The organism is Paenibacillus puerhi (genome assembly GCF_009846885.1).
GTDB lineage: Bacteria > Bacillota > Bacilli > Paenibacillales > NBRC-103111 > Paenibacillus_G > Paenibacillus_G puerhi.
This window is the reverse complement of record NZ_WUWM01000045.1, coordinates 1-17,962: the sequence shown is the minus strand read 5'-3', so window position 1 is coordinate 17,962 and position 17,962 is coordinate 1. Positions and strand designations below refer to the sequence as shown.

The following is a 17,962-nucleotide window of genomic DNA, read 5'->3' as shown; positions in this document are numbered from 1 at the left end:
TCCCTAACAGACAGTTCATCAACCTCATTTATGATGGAGAATCCAGCCCCGGCAGCTTCCGGAAGATGGAATCCATTTTCTCTCGCAAGCCGCATGCCTCATCGATCAGCTTCGCATTTTTGCTGACGGTCACCACGGACACGCCATACCGCTCCGCTGTCTCCTGGAAGCTGACCGGGCGGCGGTGCATCTTGGCCACCCAATATTCCAGCGCGGCTGCCCAGCCCTCCAGCTTCGTAAGCTTGGGTACGGCAGGGAATACCCTTGTTAAGTATTCTACCCAAAGCGTCTGCAAATCGTACTGTTGAACCATATCATATCGCTTGGCCATTTGGGCTAGCGCCAGCTCCATCACGGACTGCCACTTGCGCTCCCATACCGGCAGGTTGGGAGATGGGGGCGAAGGAGCGACCATCGTCTCTTTGCCCTCCAGCACGGCTGCCAGCGGCTCTTTAACCCCCATGCTGCGAAGCACGAAGACCGCCATTTTCTTCAAATAGTCGTCTTCTTCCGGCTCCTGGATAAACGCGGTTAGCGCATCCCTGACCTCATCGTCGCCGATCAGTCCGAAGGCCTGAATCACCTGCAGCTTCGTATCCATATCACCGTGACGCAGCGCCCAGAAGAAAGAGGACCGCACCAATGGGTCCTTCTTCAGATGGTCCGGCAAGCCGCCCTCCATCTTCTCCAGGCCCCGGAACTGTTCCTCGAAGGGCAGATGATAGTGGTAGCTGACCTGCGCCTTAGGCTCATCCTCCCGGTCGCGCGAGAGCAGATTGAGGTAAAACCTCGGGATCTCCGAGCCGGGGTCGAATTTCTCCGTCTGCCGCCACAGCCGCTCCGCTTCCACCTTGCGGCCTGTGTTATACGCAGCCACGGCAGCGTAATGGAACAAGCATGGATCCAGCCCCGCGTCCCCGGACTTCAGCAGCCGTTTAAACAAGCGGTAAGCTTTATCGTGTTCACTTAAAATACCCATCGTTGTCGCCAGCTTAAACACATGGTCCTGATGGAAGGGGTACGTTTTACGCAAAATCTCCAGCAAGCCCGACAGGTTCTCCTTGTCGCCGAAATGCTGATAGAAAATCGCCAGATTGCAGAGAGCATGAAGATTTCCCGGCTCCAGCTCCAGCACCTCGCGAATCATCTGCACCGATCGTTCGAAGTGGCCCATATAGTAATAGGCCAGTGCCAGATTATTGCGCGCTGCCATAAAGTCGGGATGCTTGCGGACGAGGCTCTCCAATATGCGCACCGCTTCCGAAAACTTCCCTTCCTCCAGCATGCTGCGCGCCCGGTCATGCTCGAACATGCCCTCCCGGCTCTTGATCGTCGTCAGCTTAGTCGGTCGGTCCAGCTCGATGCGGAGCAGCTCCATCATCTCCTCCGACTCCTCCAGAAACTGTCCGGTCGGGTCGTTCTCGAGATAGCGGATGATGGCCGTCTCCGCCGATTCATAGTTTTCCATGTTGGCAAAATTATTCGCCATATAAAAATAACATTCCGTCATCGACGGATCGATCTGATCGAGTACATGCTGCAGGATAAGGTTCGATTCCTCGTAATTGCCCATTTCGGACAGCAGTCCTGCCAGATTGCAATGATTGACCGGATTTTCCGGCTCATATTCGGCCGCCCGGCGAAAATACTTCAATGCCTTATCGTAGTGAAAACGGTCCATCGATTGAACGGCTTTCTCGAAAAAGAACGTGGCGTCCATTTTCATCGAAATAACATTGGTTCTGGTGTGGGGCGGCACACGTTTTTTCTTCTCCATGGTATAAGGCACCTCCGTGACCCGTCCGGAAGAGATAACTGCCGAATACGAGGTAGGTAGCTATCGTCTCTTGCTTTCCGGAAACCTAATGATTCCTAAGTATAACACAATCCGGCCCAAAACCGTAGGGTTCGCGGGCCGGATTCCGGTGGTAAATAGTTGGGCGAAGCGGATAATCGGGCCGGAAAGCCCGTTTACACGCCGCCGTACTTGAACAGGGAGCTTAGCGATCCGCCGGCCTGAATGATGTTGATGGCGTCGGCAAGCAGATGGGATACGGACAACACCTTGAACCGCGAAGAGCAGTCCTCCGGTATGGCGATCGAATCCGTAATGACCACTTCCTTGATGTTCGGATGATCCAGACGCTTCAGCGCAGGGCCCGAGAATACCGGGTGAGTCGCACATACATAGGCGTCATGAGCACCGCGTTCCTTCAAGCCTTCGACAACGTTAACGATAGTCGTTCCCGTATCGATCAGATCCTCGATAATAATCGGCGTGCGCCCTTCGACCTCGCCGATAACGTGCGTAATCACGGATTCATTGTGGGCCGGACGCTTCTTGATCATCATGGCAAACGGAGCGTCCAGAATATTGGCGAGATTCTCCGCCGTCGTCGCGCGTCCTGCATCCGGAGATACGATGATCGGATTAACAATGTTCAAGCTTTTGATATAATCACTAACCAAATCCAGTGCCGTCAAATGATCCACCGGGATGTTGAAAAAGCCTTGGATCGCCGGAGCGTGCAGATCGATCGTAATGACACGATCGGCGCCTGCAGCGGTCAGCAGGTCGGCTACGAGCTTAGCCGAGATCGGCTCCCTCGGCGCGGCTTTACGTTCTTGGCGGGAATAACCATAGTATGGAACGACAAGGTTGATCGTTCTCGCTGATGCACGTTTGGCTGCATCCATCATGACGAGCAGCTCCATAAAGTTCTCGTTGATCGGATGAGAGAACGTTTGCACGAGGAAAACGTCGCAGTTGCGGATGCTTTCCTCGTAGAGACAGTAAATTTCACCACTCTTGAATCGGGAAAGCTGAATTTTGCCCAGCGGCGCTTCGAGCTCCGCACAGATGCGCTCCGCCAGTTTCGGGTTAGACGAACCCGAGAAGATTTTCATTTTGTCGCTGTACATGGTTACCTCCGCTTTCTTCTTGGTACATGGTTCGTTTGACGCACTCCGATTCGGTAATCCTGAGCTGCCTTTGACATTAACATAAACTTTAGAATAACCCTCACTTATTATACATCAAAATTCGCGAATCCAATAGGCAACATTGTTCGTTTCCGTCCTTTAAATGTGGCTAAATCGTTAAAACCGACATTTTTCAACAAGGCGACTGCCTCGTCCACATATTGACCGAGCCTCTCCGGCTGATGAGCATCGGAGCCGACGGTAACCGGAATCCCCAGCTCCAGCGCATACTCCAGCATCCGGCGGCTGGGGAACATCTCTTCGACCGGCATGCGCAGCCCCGACGCGTTCAACTCGATCGCAAGGTCTGCGGCCTTCACCGCTTCCAGCACTTCCCTCTCCAGATGCTCGACGCTCCGCTCCGGCTTAAAGCCGAACCGCTTGATCACATCGATATGGCCGATATAGTCGTAGAACCCGGTCCTGCAGGCCTTGGCTACCGCATCATAGTATTGACGGTATACCTCATAGGCGTCGCGATCCTTCCATCCGTCGGTCTGCCTGTAATCGGTAATATCCCACTCCCCGAGAAAATGAACCGAACCGATCACATAATCCCAAGGATAAGCGCGAACAATCCGCTCGATCTCGCTCTCGTACCCTTCGATATAGTCGCCTTCCAGACCGACGCGAATGTCGATGCGGTCCTTGTATTTCTCTTGCAGGCGGAACGCTTCTTCGACATACTTCGGCAATTCCTCCATCGGCATAGCCATACCGGGCAAATACGTCGCGGGGTCCACATGGAGCAAGGGCATGTGATCGGACAGGCCCAGCTGGACCAATCCGATCTCAATGCCCTTCTTTACATACTCCTCGAGCTCCCCCGACGCATGACCGCAACGCACATGATGCGTGTGATAATCGATGCGCATAGTTGTAAGCTCCTATTTCTTTTTATTATGACGGTGATCCAGCTCCTGCAGCACATGATCCAGCGGCAGCTTTTGCTCCCGCAGCAGCACCATCAGGTGGAAGATCAGGTCGCTTGCTTCGCAGCGCAGCTCGACCGGGTCGCGATTTTTGGCCGCGATGATGACCTCTGCCGATTCCTCGCCGACCTTCTTAAGGATTTTGTCGACGCCCTTCTCGAAGAGATAAGTCGTATAAGCTCCCTCGGGACGTTCCGCGTCGCGCTGAGCGATCGTAGCTTCCAGCGTATTCAGAATCGCGAAGCGGTCTGCTCCGCCCTTGGCTTCGAGGACGCCATCGCCTGCCCCCTCGGCAGCCGACAACGCGCCAAGCCCCACTTCGCCCGTGAAGCAGCTGTAGCTGCCTGTATGACAGGCCGGCCCGGCTTGATCGACCAATACCAGCAAGGTATCGCCATCGCAGTCATAGCGAAGCGAGCGAACCTTCTGAATATGTCCGCTCGTCGCCCCTTTATGCCACAGCTCGCTGCGCGACCGGCTCCAGAACCAGGTTTCTCCCGACTCCAGCGTCTTGCCAAGGCTTTCACCGTTCATATAGGCCAGCATCAGCACTTCCTTGCTGGCGGCATCCTGCACGATAGCCGGAACCAGGCCTTGCGAGTCCCATTTGATCGCCTTCACGAGTTCTTCCAAGCTTGCTGCCGCACCGTTATTGTCGCTCATCGTACTTCCACTCCCTTTGCCTTCAGGTCATCCTTGACCTCTTGGATCGTCATTTCCTTATAGTGGAAAACGGTCGCAGCCAGCCCCGCATCCGCCTTAGCCTCGGTGAACACCTCATAGAAATGCTCCTTCTTGCCCGCGCCGCCGGAAGCGATGACCGGAATCGTCACCAGCTCCGATACCGCTTTGGTGAGCGCGATGTCGAAGCCGTCCTTCGTCCCGTCCGCATCCATGCTGGTCAGTAAGATTTCTCCACCGCCAAGGCGCTCAATTTCCTTAACCCATTCCAGCGTCTTGATCCCGGTGCCGTTGCGACCGCCATGGGTTACCACTTCCCACTCGCCCCATTCCGGGTTAAACCGCGCGTCCACGGCCACTACGATGCACTGCGACCCGAACTTGCGGGCTCCGTCCGAAATGAGCTGCGGATTGCGCACAGCCGCCGTATTGATCCCGATCTTGTCCGCGCCTGCACGCAGCAGCCGCTTCATGTCGTCCACACTGCCGATTCCACCGCCGACGGTAAACGGAATCGTAATCTGTCCGGCCGTCTTCTGGACCACCTCGACCATGGTAGCCCGCCCTTCATGCGTGGCGGAGATATCGAGGAACACCAGCTCGTCGGCGCCCTCGCGATCATACAAGGAAGCTAGCTCCACCGGATCGCCCGCATCGCGCAGATTGACGAAATTCACGCCTTTCACGACCCGGCCGTCCTTCACGTCGAGGCAAGGTATTATTCGTTTGGTCAGCATCGCTGTACCCCTTTCTATAGTTCGAGTCGCTTGCTCATGCTTAGAGCCCAAGGCCTCTAGACGAGCGTGTGAGCCTCTGCGAGCTGAATGCTGCCGGTATACAGCGCCTTGCCGACGATAGCCCCGCCTACGCCTTCCTCCGCATGCTCCGCAAGCTTCTGCAAATCCTCGTACCGGCTGACGCCTCCCGAAGCGATGACGGTCTGGCCCGATACCTTCGCCAGCTGGACGATCGCTTCCACATTCGGTCCGCCCATCATTCCGTCACGGGATATATCCGTGAAAATGAAGGTGCGGGCTCCTTCGCGCGCCAGCTCGACGGCCAGCTCGTCGGCCTTAACCGACGAGGTCTCCAGCCAGCCGCGCGTTGCGACATACCCGTCGCGCGCATCCAGTCCGATCGCGATCTTCTCGCCGTGCTTCTGCAGCACCCGGCTGACGAAGGCGCGATCCTCGATAGCCGCCGTCCCAAGGATAAGGCGCGACACGCCCAGCGACAGCAGGTAATCGACGTCAGCTTCCGTACGGATACCGCCGCCGACCTGTACAGGAACGCTCACAGCCTGAGCGATCTCGCCGATCAGCTTGTCATTGACCGGCTTGCCCGCCTTGGCCCCATCCAGATCGACCAGATGGATCCATTTGCCGCCCTGAGCTTCCCAAGCCTTGGCAACCTCTAGCGGGTTCTCATTGTATACCGTTTCCTGGTTATAGTCGCCTTGAATCAGACGAACGCACTTGCCGCCCCGAATGTCGATGGCGGGGTAAATAATGAATGAAGACATGATTTCTATTCCTCCGCTGCTCGGGGCTCTTAACCCCTTTGTTTGGTTTCGCACAGACCCAGAAAGTTGTTCAGCAGCTGCATGCCCACGCTGCCGCTTTTCTCGGGATGGAACTGCATGCCGTATATATGGCCGCGGCCGACGATGGCCGTGACGCGCTGATGATAGCCGGTCGTCGCGAGCAGATCACTTGTTTGCTCCGGCCGTACGTGATAAGAATGGACGAAGTAAACATGCCCTTCCTCCACACCTTGGAACAAGGGACTTTCCTGATGAAAGGTCAGCTTGTTCCAGCCCATATGAGGCACTTTATACTCACCCTGAAAACGTACGGCCTCCCCCGGAAGCAGGTTCAAGCCGTCGTTCAAGCCATGCTCCTCGCTGCGCGTAAAGAGCAGCTGCATGCCCAGACAAATGCCAAGCAGCGGCTTGCCGCCAGCCGCATAAGCCTTGGTCGCCTCATCGAGCTTCGACGCACGCAGATGCTCCATCGCATCTCCGAACGCGCCGACGCCCGGCAGGATCGCGCCGTCCGCCTCGAACAGCTCGCGCTCATCGGACGTGATCAGCGCCTCATATCCGAGACGCTCCACCGCCGATTTGACGCTGTGCAGATTGCCCATGCCGTAATCGATGATGGCGATCATGGCTAGAGGACCCCCTTGGTCGACGGCACGCCCTGTACGCGAGGATCGATGCTGGTCGCCTCGTCAAGCGCGCGTCCGAGCGCCTTGAACACCGCCTCGATCATGTGATGCGTGTTATGACCGTAGTGAACGATGACATGCAGCGTAATCCGCGCTTCCAATGCGAATTTCCACAGAAACTCATGCACGAGCTCCGTCGTCAAGCTGCCTACCGTAGCCGAAGGATACTCCGCCCGGTATTCCAGATGAGGCCGGTTGCTGATGTCAATAATGACCTGGGCAAGCGCCTCGTCCATCGGCACGAATACGCTGGCATACCGCTTGATGCCCCGCTTATCGCCCAGCGCTTCGCGCAGCGTCTGACCGAGACAGATGCCGATATCCTCGACCGTATGATGGTCGTCGATCTCCACATCTCCCCGCGCATCCACCTTCAGATTGAACTGGCCGTGCTTGGTGAACAGATCCAGCATATGGTTGAGGAACGGCACGTCCGACTCAATCTCGGACACCCCAGTACCATCCACTTCAAAAGCCAATCGAATATCGGTTTCATTCGTCTTGCGCGCCACTTCCGCCCGGCGCACTCTTTGTTCCTGTTCAGCCACGAGAGTCCCCTTCTTTCTGCAAACGAATTTCGATTGCGCGCGCGTGCGCCTCCAACCCTTCATGACGGGCAAGCGACATAATTTTGCCGCCGTCGCGCAGCAGCGCTTCCTTGCTGTAATAAATAACGCTCGATTTTTTCATAAAATGATCCACATTCAGTGGCGACGAAAAACGCGCGGTTCCATTGGTCGGCAGCACATGATTCGGACCGGCGAAATAATCGCCGACCGGCTCCGAGCTGTATGGACCCAGGAAAATAGCCCCCGCATTCTCGATTTTGCCGATGTAAGCAAACGGCTCCTGCACCAGAATCTCCAGATGCTCAGGCGCCAGACGGTTCACGACCTCTACGCCTTCCTCCAGGCTGGAGACGGTCAGAATCGCGCCGTTATCGCGGATCGACTGCTCGGCAATCTCGCGCCGCGGCAGCACGGCCAGCTGGCGCTCCACCTCTGTCTTCACGGCCTGAGCCAGCTCCTCCGACGGCGTGACGAGAATAGCCGACGCCATCTCATCATGCTCCGCCTGCGACAACAGATCGGCCGCGATGTACGAAGCATCCGCCGACTCATCGGCGAGCACCACAATCTCGCTAGGGCCTGCGATGCTGTCGATATCCACAACGCCGAACACGTAGCGCTTGGCGAGCGCGACGTAGATGTTGCCCGGTCCGACGACCTTATCGGCCGGCGCGATCGATTCCGTCCCGTAAGCAAGCGCAGCTACCGCCTGAGCGCCGCCTACCCGGTAGATCTCGCGCACGCCTGCTTCGGCAGCCGCTACCAGAATATGCGGGTCGATGCCTTCCACCCCAGCCGTCGCAGGCGGCGTAACCATGACGATCTCGGGTACGCCTGCAACCTGAGCGGGGATCGCATTCATCAGCACGGAAGACGGGTATGCCGCCTTGCCGCCCGGCACATACAGCCCTACCCGGCGCAGCGGCCGCATGACTTGGCCGAGTATCGTACCGTCGGGCTGCATATCCATCCAGGATGCGCGCAGCTGCTTTTCATGAAAACGGCGGATATTGACCGAAGCCTCGCGGATCGCCTCAAGAAACTCGTTATCGACCTTGCGGTAAGCCTCCTCAATCTCGCTGTCCGTGACACGCAACTCCTGCAGCTCGACACGGTCGAACTCCTGGGCGAAGCGGCGAAGCGCATCGTCCCCATGCTGCCGGACTTCCTCAATAATGCGGCGGACACGCTCATTTTGCTCCGGCGAGCCGTATTCGACTTCGCGCTTTAACGAAAACTCAGATGCCGGAATCAGTTTCATAGCGGGAGCCTCCTTCCTAAATATTGGACCTGGTCCTATCGCTTGGCCGCGGCCGCAGACGCAATGACGGGCTGCAGCCGGTCGCACAGCGCCTGGATCGCATCATTTTTCATCCGGTAGCTGACCCGGTTGGCAATCAGTCGGCTCGTGATGGAGAAGATGGTCTCATGCTCAGCCAGTCCATTCTCCCGAATCGTACCGCCTGTCTCTACCATGTCGACTATCCGGTCAGCCAAGCCGATCAGAGGAGCCAGCTCGATCGATCCGTTCAGCTTGATGACCTCAACCTGCTGGCCCCGCTCCCGGAAGTACTGCGAGGCCACATTCGGGTACTTGGTCGCAACGCGCGGGTTCAGCACGGGCTTCCAGTCCGGAAGTCCGATTACGGACATCCGGCAGCGAGCAATGCCAAGATCAAGCAGCTCGTAAACGTCGCGGTTTTCCTCCATCAGGACATCCTTGCCGACGACACCGATATCCGCTACGCCATACTCTACATAGGTAGGGACGTCGACCGGCTTCGCCATAATAAATTCCATATTGGCCTCCGGAACGGCAATAATCAGCTTGCGCGACTCATCCGTTTCATCCGGTATCGTCAATCCCGCTTCGCGGAACAGCCTGGAGGCCTGCTTATATATGCGCCCCTTGGGCATTGCCACTTTCAATAACTCCTGCATCGTTCGCCGCTCCTTTACTTCACAAACTCAATCACGCTTCGATAGACGACGTCGCGAACGATAACCGAACCGTCGGCTTGCTCCGTCTGTTCGTATCCCCGGTCATCCGCCACAAGCAGCGTCTCGACGGCAGCGTGACCTTCGGCTCGCAAAGCCCCCGCCTCCGCTAGCGCCGACTTGCGGTTTGCCGCCGTGTAAACGATCAGCACTCGGCTCTCCGTCTCCTGGGCAACGCCCCTGCCGACGACTTCGAGAATACGGTTCGTTTTCAGGGCAAAGCCTGTCGCCGGGGCAGGCCTGCCGAACTGCGTCAGCAGATTATCGTACCGGCCTCCGCTGCAGACCGGGAAGCCGAGATCGGCCGCATAGCCTTCGAACGTCATTCCCGTATAATAGGAGAAATCTCCGATCATCGTCAGATCGATCAACACATGCTCGCTGACGCCATATGCCTCAAGCACATCCCATACCTGGCATAAATGCTCGATCGCCGCCTGAGCCACAGGATCGCCCGTCAGCTGACGCGCCTGGCTGCAGACCTCCTGCCCGCCACGCAGACGAAGGATGCCTTCCAGCTCCTCCTGCACAGAGCCTGGCAGCTCCAGCGCCTTGAGCGTCTCCCGGTAACCGACATAGTCCCGGTTCAGCAGACAGTCCTTGAGCTGCGTCTGGGCCTCCTGGCGGTCCTGCAGCGTCTCCTGAAACAATCCGTTCAGGAATCCGACATGACCGACAGCGATTTTGAACGCCTCGACGCCTGCAGCCTGCAAGCAAGCCACCGCCAGCGCGATGACCTCAGCATCGGATTCACTCGATGCATCCCCCACCAGCTCCACGCCTGCCTGGAAAAACTCCGCATCGCGGCCCGCTTCCGCTTCTATCGCCCGGAACACATTGGCATGATACGACAAGCGAAGCGGGAACCGATGCTCCCTAAGCAGCGAAGACACGACCCTGGCGATCGGCGCCGTCATGTCGGAGCGAAGCACAAGCGTCGTGCCATTGCGATCCAGCAGCTTAAACAGCTTCTTGTCTTCCGTCGAGCTCGCCATGCCGACCGTATCATAGTACTCCAGCGTAGGCGTAATAATCTCTCGGTAGCCCCAGCGCTCCATGCATTGCATAACCTTCAGCTCGATGCTGCGCAGCTTGGCAGCCGCTTCGGGTAAATAATCTTTCACGCCTATCGGCTTTTCAAACACCTTCGGTTTGGACACCGGTTTTCACCCTGCTATCGTTATAAATTTTACTTTAGTTCGCTAATGTGCTACCATACTACCCAAATAAAGAATGTATTCGTAATACTACCACGGATTTTTCCCTCCGTCAATGGTACTGCCCGTGGTTCTGCAGTCTTAAGGAATCTCGTTCAATCGTAAGATTTCGAGACATTCCGGGCGCTGCTCACCTTATTCTCCACCAGAGAAATCAAGGGCTTTCGCCCCTGAACCCATCCGTATTCTCTCTGACATCCTCCCGGATCACCCGGAGCGGATTTCCTCCGACAAAGCTGTATGGAGCCACATCTTTATGCACGATCGAGCCCGCCGCTACAACGGCATGATCGCCGATCGTTACCCCGGGCAGGATCGTCGTATTAGCCCCGATCATCACATGCGAACCAATCCTTACTTGGCCTAGCCGGTACTCCTTGATCAAGTATTCGTGCGTAAGAATCGTCGTATTGTAGCCTATAATCGTATTATCGCCGACCTCGATTTTCTCAGGGAAAAATACGTCCACCATCACCATCAAGGCAAAAGAAGCATGCTCCCCCACCTTCATCCCCAGCATACGGCGGTAAATCCACCGCTTGAGGGGAAGGGAGGGCGCATACCTGGAGATCTGGATGCATACAAAATTACGAACCGCCTTCCAGCGGCTAATCGTGCTGTATACCTGCCATAAAGAATTAGGCCCTTTCACCGGAAACCGTTCCGTCTGTCTCAAGCTCGATTACTCCTTCAACGCCGACGATCGGCAATAATTCGCGTATGTCCTGAATGATATAAGTGGGATCGTAGGCCCTTAAATAGTCAATTCCCTTCAGCGACCAAGACACGCCGACCGAAGGAATGCCCGCGCCCCGCGCAGCCTCAAGATCATAATGGCTGTCGCCTACCATCATGGCGCCGGCCGTGTCCTCGCCGATCAGCTGAAGCGCCTTAATTATTCCTTCCGGATCGGGCTTCGGCCGCTCCACCTCATCCACCGTGACGATAACATCGAAGTAGTCATATATACCCGTCAGCTTAAGTCCCATTTCCGTCGTCAAGCGTATTTTGCTGGTGACAACCCCCAGCTTGATGCCCGCTGCCTTTAACCTTGCCAGCGTTTCGGGTACGTGAGGGAACACGGTCACCAGTTCATCATGGCGTCCTATATTGTATGCTCGGTACTTAAGCACCAGATCCTCGACCTGATCGCGCCCGGAGAAATACATCATTTGCTCCAACAGCGGGCGTCCCATGTTCGGGATGATATGCTCACGGGTTACCGGCTCCGGCGTTACGCCTGTAAAAGTATGGATAAACGACTGGATAATGAGCTCATTCGTATCGAGTATGGTTCCATCCAGGTCAAATAATACAGTACGGATCATCGCCTAACACTCCTTCTTCGCTCGGCCGGTTACCGGCTCTCTCTGTATGCTGTTCAGGCTCACTCGTTCTTCATCGGACCGTCGGCGCTTCTGGCGACCCTCACGATTCCCGATTACCCGAGGGAGCTTTCATCCCGTTCCGTCTTCTTCGGTTCTTCGGTTGCGGTTGCCGGCTCTGAGCGGTCAGCGATAGGCGTCGTTTCGCCAGCCGACGCATCAGCCGGAATCGCTGTACCCCCGGCCCTCACGATCGGGTCGGCATACCGTTCCGCAGATGCCCCCGTCTTCCTCCTCACAACGATCAGCACGATCGCTGCCAAGATGATCAATAATGCCAGCAGCTGAGAAATTCGTACAGTGCCTCCATAGGTCATTTCGCCTTGCTCAAACCCAAGCGCGCTCATCGGCGACCAAAGCCCCTGCATCAAGGATGCGAGCCATTGCGGTCCCGTAAAGTCCAGGCTGTCCGTACGGAAGGCCTCGATGAAAAACCGGCCGATCGAATACCAGATAAAGTAGCTTAAAAACAGCTCGCCCGCCCGCATAAATGGCAGTCTGCGCAGGGCGAACAGCAGAACAAGACCTGCCAGGTTCCACAGTGATTCATACAAAAACGTCGGATGGTAGTACTGACCGTTAATCAGCATTTGTTCCACGATGAAATTCGGCAGATGCAGATTATCCCGGAGGAACGACTCCGTCACAGGACCCCCGTGGGCTTCCTGATTCACAAAATTCCCCCACCGGCCGATCGCCTGCCCTACGATTAAGCCCGGGGCGCAAATATCGGCAATCCGCCAGAATGAATATCCTTTGCGCCGTACATAGATGGCGGCCGCGATGATCGCGCCGATCAAAGCGCCATAGATCGCTATTCCGCCGTTCCAAATTTTAAAAATATCGACCCAATTATTTTTGTAATCTTCCCACTTGAACGCTACATAGTAAATTCTCGCTCCGACGATGGCAGACGGTACCCCGATCAGCAGCAGGTCCATAAAAAAGTCGGAAGGAATACTGAATCGCTTGCCCTCCTGGATGGCTAGAAACAGCCCCACCAGAGCAGCGGTTCCTAGAATGATACCGTACCAATGCACACTGATCGGCCCGAGTGTAAATGCAATTGGGTTCAGAGCAAGAAACATACGCTTTTCGTCTCCCTTATCTCGAAACTTCTACTTCTATTCCAAATCATCCATATCGTCGTTCAACGATTCCGTCAATTTATTCGTAAATTGAAGCGCCGCGTTGTAACCCATCCGTTTTAACCGATAGTTCATTGCCGCTACCTCGATGATAACCGCCAGGTTGCGTCCAGGACGCACCGGAACCGTAACCAGTGGAATGTCGGTATCGATAATACGCGTGGTCTCTTCATCCAGACCGAGCCGATCATATTGCTTATCCTGCTGCCAGTTCTCCAGCTTGCACACCACGGAAATTTTCTTGGCCGTCCGGACAGCCCCTGCTCCGAACAACGTCATCACGTTGATGATACCGATCCCTCGGATCTCCAGCAAATACCGGATTAGCTCAGGCGCATTTCCGATCAGCGTATGATCAGCGGTCTGGCGGATTTCTACGGCGTCGTCGGCGATCAATCGATGGCCTCGCTTTACCAGTTCGAGTGCCGTCTCGCTTTTCCCGATCCCGCTCGAGCCGGATATGAGCATGCCGATGCCATAGACATCGACCAATACGCCATGGATCGTCGTCGAAGGAGCCAAACGATTCTCCAGAAAGTTGGTCAGACGGCTGGCAAGGATCGTGGTCGCCATGTGCGTACGAAGCACCGCTACTTGATGCTCGTTAGCGGCATGCAGCAGCTCAATCGGCGCCTCGAAGCCGCGGCTTATAATGATGCAAGGCGTCTCTTGAGGCGCACAAAGCCAATTCATTCGCTCCGTACGAAACTCGGGAGTCAATCCCTCGAAAAAAGTCAACTCCGTCTTGCCGAGTATCTGCACCCGATCATGCGGATGAAATTCGTAATATCCCGCCATCTCCAGCCCGGGCCTGTAAAGGTCGGCGGTTGTAATCGGCCGCTTCAAGCCTTCTTCGCCGCAAATGACTTCAAGCTGGAACTCTTTCACCATGTCCGCTACTCTGACTTTTTTACCCAAGTGGTTCGTCTCCTTTTTATCCCATTATGCTCATCGTAAAGGAATCTGGCGCATAAATCAACCGCCGCCCCTATCTCCTCATTCTGACTTGAAGGCCTCTTCCGTCCAAAAAACAGAAAAACCAGCCTGGAGTGGGCTGGTTTCTATGATCGATTCGATTAAGCGTTCAGCAAGATGGACGCTGTCGTTTCTTTATCGAAGAAGTGAACTTTATTCATATCGATAGCAAGCTTAACAGTTTGACCTTCGTGGAAGCCTGCACGACCGTCGACACGGGCAACGATGTTGTTCGTGCCAAGACCGGCCAAGTGAACTTGCATCTCGTGACCGAGGTTCTCGGAAACTTCGATGTGCGCATTCACAACCGAGTTCGGGGATGCTTCGATGAAGATAGCTTCTTCATGAAGATCTTCCGGACGTACGCCGAGAATAACTTCTTTGTTAGCATAGCCTTTATCGCGAAGAATTTTCGCTTTGCCTTCTGGAATTTGAAGGTTCACGCCGGAAGCGCGGAAGTAAAGGCTGCCGCCTTGCTCTGCGAAGCTGCCGTTGATAAAGTTCATGGATGGAGATCCGATGAAGCCTGCAACGAACATGTTAACCGGGAAGTTATAAATTTCTTCAGGCGTAGCTGCCTGTTGGATGATACCTTTATCCATAACGACGATACGATCGCCCATCGTCATTGCTTCTGTTTGGTCATGCGTTACATAGACAGTCGTTGTTTCAAGACGCTTAACGAGCTTCGTGATCTCAGCGCGCATCTGTACGCGGAGTTTGGCGTCCAAGTTGGAGAGCGGCTCATCCATCAGGAACACTTGCGGTTCACGAACGATAGCACGACCCAAGGCAACACGTTGACGCTGACCGCCGGAAAGTGCTTTAGGCTTGCGGTCGAGGAGATGCTCGATGTCCAGAATTTTCGCAGCTTCACGAACGCGGGCTTCGATGTCGGCTTTCTTGAACTTGCGAAGCTTCAAACCGAAAGCCATGTTTTGATAGACGTTCATGTGCGGATACAAAGCGTAAGACTGGAACACCATCGCGATATCGCGGTCTTTCGGAGCAACGTCGTTCACCAGGCGGTCGCCGATGTACAGTTCGCCTTCCGTAATTTCCTCAAGGCCAGCAATCATACGAAGTGTCGTCGATTTCCCACAGCCGGAAGCCCCAACGAGTACCAGAAACTCTTTGTCCTTGATGTCCAAGTGGAAGTCTTTAACCGTTGATTCCGTTGCACCCGGATATTTTTTAACGATGTGGTTCAAACGTACACCTGCCATGATTAATTCCCCCTACGAGATGGTATCTGAATATGTTTAAATCATACCCTACCAGCCCCAAATATGACTATGCACAATCTTCACAAAAAAATCACTTTCTTTTCGTTACTTTATACAATAGCATGGCAATCTTCACAAGCACCGCGTGATTGAACGTCCTTACATCGAGCCCTGTCTCCTGCTTGAACTTGTCCAGTCTGTACAACAAGGTATTGCGGTGGATGTACAGCTTTTTGGCTGTCTCGCTGACATTGCAATCCAGTTGAAAAAAATGATCCAAGGTCGTCATCGTCTCCGAATCGAAGGCCAGATCCAGACGCTTCAGCACACGCTCGAGAAATCCGGCTTTTTCACTGTCCGGAATCAGATGAACGAGCTTCTCCAGCTGGAGCTCCCAGGGCAAATGCATATTGCTGCCGATATGGTACGTGCGGCCCAGCATAATAGTCTCGCGCAGCTGCAGGATCGCCGAGTACAGCGACTTAGCGGGCAGTATCGGATAATGGACCGCCAGGTGGCATTCGCCGACCCATTCGTTCTCGAGCATCTCATGAAGTCCGTACCCTAGCGTGGCCAGCCGGTCCTCCAAGGACTCTTCGGACGTATCGGTCCGGTCCTCGCCTCCATCCATGGCTAGTATTTTCTCGGGACCCAGCACCAGCCATTCCTTGTCCGTAAGTGGAATCAAAGTAATCGATGCGTCGAAAAACGACTCCAGCAGCTTCTTGAGATCGGTATAATGGACCCGCCGCGACGTGGTCTGATCGACGTATACGAGCAGGGGAATTTTGGTCGAATACAACGATAGCTGCGATACGAGCGAATCGGGCAGTTCCGCCTGAATATAACCTAGCTCCTGCTGGCCCTTGAACCATTCGCGAATTAAGGACGCCTTGCGTTCCTCTTCGCCGCTTGGCGCTGTAGACTTGCTGTCCTGCATTCGGCGGGTGTCCAGCATCAGGCCGATCAAGGCCTGCTCTCTGTCGGATATTCCGGCTGCCGGCAGCTGCAGCAGCAGAATGTCCTGCCCTACCTTCTGAACCGGGACGTAGACGAAGTCGCCATCCCTTACAACGGAAGCAGCGGGCCCTGTCGTGGCTCCCTGCTCCTTCACAAGCCTCGCCCATTCCTCCGCAGGCCGTTTTGCACTGATGACGGCGACGCCCAATACGTCCTCCATCTGCTGTCGTACGAGTTCCCAATCCATCCCGAGGCTCCCTCTCCTTGTCTGCAGCCGACCTATGTAGCCTTTCGTTGAAGCCTGCCGCAATCTTCTCTCTATTGACATGCCGAGTATTGCGCTTCCTGAATATATTGTAGCATAAACCCTACATCCATCAAAAAAAAGGGAGCCTGCGCTCCCCTTCCTGCTTACGGTCATCTCTATTGACTGCCGTCTACTTAATGACACGCCGGGCGGTCACGTAGTGGTCGGCCCACCAGCCGCTCTCGATTGTACTGAATTTAACTCCGCCTTCACCATAAGTATGAATCATCATCCCATCTCCCACCAACGCACGCCGCAAAAATTGCCTCCATTCGTTTTTTACTGCCAACCTATTCATGAATAGGATATGGGCCGGTTGGCTTCTAGCAGCTTGAGGCTGCGTGCTTCTGCGCAAGCACACTAAAAAAGCCCTTCTCCGGAGAGAAGGACTTCGATGATTCCATATGAGTGGTGAGCCATGTAGGACTCGAACCTACGACACCCTGATTAAAAGTCAGGTGCTCTACCAACTGAGCTAATGGCTCATACTAGAATGGTGGAGGCTGATGGATTCGAACCACCGAACTCGTCAGAGAACAGATTTACAGTCTGCTGCGTTTGGCCACTTCGCTAAGCCTCCGTATTACTATGGTGGCTCGGGACGGAATCGAACCGCCGACACGAGGATTTTCAGTCCTCTGCTCTACCGACTGAGCTACCGAGCCGTATGTATAAACTACGAAGCGAAAGCTCCGGCGAACCCAAGGGTTCTCATCCCGTTTACACAGGAAGTATTCATGGCGGAGCCGACGGGATTCGAACCCGCGGTCTCCTGCGTGACAGGCAGGCATGTTAGGCCTCTACACCACGGCTCCTCATGAAATGGTGCCGCCGAGAGGACTTGAACCCCCAACCTACTGATTACAAGTCAGTTGCTCTACCAGTTGAGCTACAGCGGCATATGTAGTTATGGTGGAGGCTGACGGGATCGAACCGCCGACCCTCTGCTTGTAAGGCAGATGCTCTCCCAGCTGAGCTAAGCCTCCATATTTAGAAGTATACTATAGGAAGTAAGGAAATGGTAGCGGCAGAGGGGATCGAACCCCCGACCTTACGGGTATGAACCGTACGCTCTAGCCAGCTGAGCTACGCCGCCACAAATAAAAGAAGAACGGAGAGAGAGGGATTCGAACCCTCGCACCACTTGCGCAGTCTAACCCCTTAGCAGAGGGTCCCCTTGAGCCACTTGGGTATCTCTCCAAGCTATATCATCAGAGCTTGTGCCCTGAAAACTGGATGCGAAACTAAGCATGCTGAATGCTGTTAGCTTGTCGCTTACGAAGTGGTATACTTCGTAAACCTATTGGATAAGCCCTCGACCGATTAGTATTCGTCAGCTACACGCGTTGCCGC

General features: G+C 55.0%; 17 protein-coding genes and 8 tRNA genes. All 25 read right to left on the bottom strand.

What is annotated here, in order from left to right; genetic code table 11:
* Nucleotides 1-28 precede the first annotated feature (28 nt).
* Nucleotides 29-1,777, bottom strand: a complete 1,749-nt coding sequence (locus GSF01_RS27065) for a tetratricopeptide repeat protein (protein ID WP_159888380.1) — start codon at nucleotides 1,775-1,777, stop codon at nucleotides 29-31.
* A 194-nt stretch (nucleotides 1,778-1,971) separates the two neighbouring features.
* Nucleotides 1,972-2,922 carry a ribose-phosphate diphosphokinase gene (locus GSF01_RS27060; protein ID WP_159888379.1) on the bottom strand — a complete coding sequence of 317 codons (951 nt, stop codon included), beginning with the start codon at nucleotides 2,920-2,922 and terminating at the stop codon, nucleotides 1,972-1,974.
* 107 nt (nucleotides 2,923-3,029) lie between these two features.
* Nucleotides 3,030-3,857: a histidinol-phosphatase HisJ gene (hisJ, locus tag GSF01_RS27055; RefSeq protein ID WP_159888378.1), complete on the bottom strand. Its 828-nt coding sequence runs from the start codon at nucleotides 3,855-3,857 to the stop codon at nucleotides 3,030-3,032.
* Nucleotides 3,858-3,869: 12 nt separating this feature from the next.
* The gene (gene hisIE / locus GSF01_RS27050) at nucleotides 3,870-4,577 is read right to left on the bottom strand and encodes a bifunctional phosphoribosyl-AMP cyclohydrolase/phosphoribosyl-ATP diphosphatase HisIE (protein ID WP_159888377.1); all 708 of its coding nucleotides are present in this window, start codon (nucleotides 4,575-4,577) and stop codon (nucleotides 3,870-3,872) included.
* Nucleotides 4,574-5,332 carry an imidazole glycerol phosphate synthase subunit HisF gene (gene hisF, locus GSF01_RS27045; RefSeq protein ID WP_159888376.1) on the bottom strand — a complete coding sequence of 253 codons (759 nt, stop codon included), beginning with the start codon at nucleotides 5,330-5,332 and terminating at the stop codon, nucleotides 4,574-4,576. The genes hisIE and hisF overlap by 4 nt, the downstream gene beginning before the upstream one ends.
* 56 nt (nucleotides 5,333-5,388) lie before the next feature.
* Nucleotides 5,389-6,117, bottom strand: coding sequence for a 1-(5-phosphoribosyl)-5-[(5-phosphoribosylamino)methylideneamino]imidazole-4-carboxamide isomerase (gene hisA, locus GSF01_RS27040; RefSeq protein WP_159888375.1), 729 nt, complete (start codon nucleotides 6,115-6,117; stop codon nucleotides 5,389-5,391).
* A gap of 29 nt (nucleotides 6,118-6,146) precedes the next feature.
* The gene (gene hisH / locus GSF01_RS27035) at nucleotides 6,147-6,764 is read right to left on the bottom strand and encodes an imidazole glycerol phosphate synthase subunit HisH (RefSeq protein ID WP_159888374.1); all 618 of its coding nucleotides are present in this window, start codon (nucleotides 6,762-6,764) and stop codon (nucleotides 6,147-6,149) included.
* A 2-nt stretch (nucleotides 6,765-6,766) separates the two neighbouring features.
* On the bottom strand, nucleotides 6,767-7,372 hold the full coding sequence (hisB, locus tag GSF01_RS27030; RefSeq protein WP_201305495.1) for an imidazoleglycerol-phosphate dehydratase HisB: 606 nt from the start codon (nucleotides 7,370-7,372) through the stop codon (nucleotides 6,767-6,769).
* A complete protein-coding gene (hisD, locus tag GSF01_RS27025) occupies nucleotides 7,365-8,654 on the bottom strand; it encodes a histidinol dehydrogenase (RefSeq protein WP_159888372.1) in 1,290 nt (429 codons plus the stop codon). Before hisD ends, hisB begins: the two co-directional genes overlap by 8 nt.
* Nucleotides 8,655-8,689: 35 nt before the next feature.
* Nucleotides 8,690-9,334 carry an ATP phosphoribosyltransferase gene (gene hisG / locus GSF01_RS27020; RefSeq protein WP_159888371.1) on the bottom strand — a complete coding sequence of 215 codons (645 nt, stop codon included), beginning with the start codon at nucleotides 9,332-9,334 and terminating at the stop codon, nucleotides 8,690-8,692.
* Between the two features lie 14 nt (nucleotides 9,335-9,348).
* A complete protein-coding gene (locus tag GSF01_RS27015; protein WP_159888370.1) occupies nucleotides 9,349-10,551 on the bottom strand; it encodes an ATP phosphoribosyltransferase regulatory subunit in 1,203 nt (400 codons plus the stop codon).
* 211 nt (nucleotides 10,552-10,762) lie between these two features.
* Entirely contained in the window at nucleotides 10,763-11,284 is a 522-nt protein-coding gene (locus tag GSF01_RS27010; RefSeq protein WP_159888369.1) for an acyltransferase, read from the bottom strand.
* The gene (gene ppaX, locus GSF01_RS27005) at nucleotides 11,247-11,936 is read right to left on the bottom strand and encodes a pyrophosphatase PpaX (RefSeq protein ID WP_159888368.1); all 690 of its coding nucleotides are present in this window, start codon (nucleotides 11,934-11,936) and stop codon (nucleotides 11,247-11,249) included. Before ppaX ends, GSF01_RS27010 begins: the two co-directional genes overlap by 38 nt.
* A gap of 113 nt (nucleotides 11,937-12,049) precedes the next feature.
* On the bottom strand, nucleotides 12,050-13,081 hold the full coding sequence (gene lgt, locus GSF01_RS27000; protein ID WP_159888367.1) for a prolipoprotein diacylglyceryl transferase: 1,032 nt from the start codon (nucleotides 13,079-13,081) through the stop codon (nucleotides 12,050-12,052).
* A gap of 36 nt (nucleotides 13,082-13,117) precedes the next feature.
* Complete coding sequence (gene hprK / locus GSF01_RS26995; protein WP_159888366.1) at nucleotides 13,118-14,059, bottom strand: HPr(Ser) kinase/phosphatase; 942 nt, start codon at nucleotides 14,057-14,059, stop codon at nucleotides 13,118-13,120.
* 158 nt (nucleotides 14,060-14,217) lie between these two features.
* Nucleotides 14,218-15,342, bottom strand: a complete 1,125-nt coding sequence (locus GSF01_RS26990) for an ABC transporter ATP-binding protein (RefSeq protein WP_159888365.1) — start codon at nucleotides 15,340-15,342, stop codon at nucleotides 14,218-14,220.
* Nucleotides 15,343-15,433: 91 nt separating this feature from the next.
* Nucleotides 15,434-16,549, bottom strand: a complete 1,116-nt coding sequence (locus GSF01_RS26985; protein ID WP_159888364.1) for a PucR family transcriptional regulator — start codon at nucleotides 16,547-16,549, stop codon at nucleotides 15,434-15,436.
* Nucleotides 16,550-17,018: 469 nt separating this feature from the next.
* Nucleotides 17,019-17,094, bottom strand: a tRNA-Lys gene (locus GSF01_RS26980).
* 9 nt (nucleotides 17,095-17,103) lie between these two features.
* A tRNA-Tyr gene (locus GSF01_RS26975) sits at nucleotides 17,104-17,189 on the bottom strand.
* Between the two features lie 9 nt (nucleotides 17,190-17,198).
* A tRNA-Phe gene (locus tag GSF01_RS26970) sits at nucleotides 17,199-17,274 on the bottom strand.
* A gap of 73 nt (nucleotides 17,275-17,347) precedes the next feature.
* Nucleotides 17,348-17,424 (bottom strand) — tRNA-Asp (locus GSF01_RS26965).
* Nucleotides 17,425-17,432: 8 nt separating this feature from the next.
* Nucleotides 17,433-17,508 (bottom strand) — tRNA-Thr (locus GSF01_RS26960).
* Nucleotides 17,509-17,519: 11 nt separating this feature from the next.
* Nucleotides 17,520-17,595: transfer RNA gene (locus GSF01_RS26955), tRNA-Val, on the bottom strand.
* Between the two features lie 33 nt (nucleotides 17,596-17,628).
* A tRNA-Met gene (locus tag GSF01_RS26950) sits at nucleotides 17,629-17,705 on the bottom strand.
* Between the two features lie 16 nt (nucleotides 17,706-17,721).
* Nucleotides 17,722-17,809: transfer RNA gene (locus GSF01_RS26945), tRNA-Ser, on the bottom strand.
* Nucleotides 17,810-17,962: the final 153 nt, after the last annotated feature.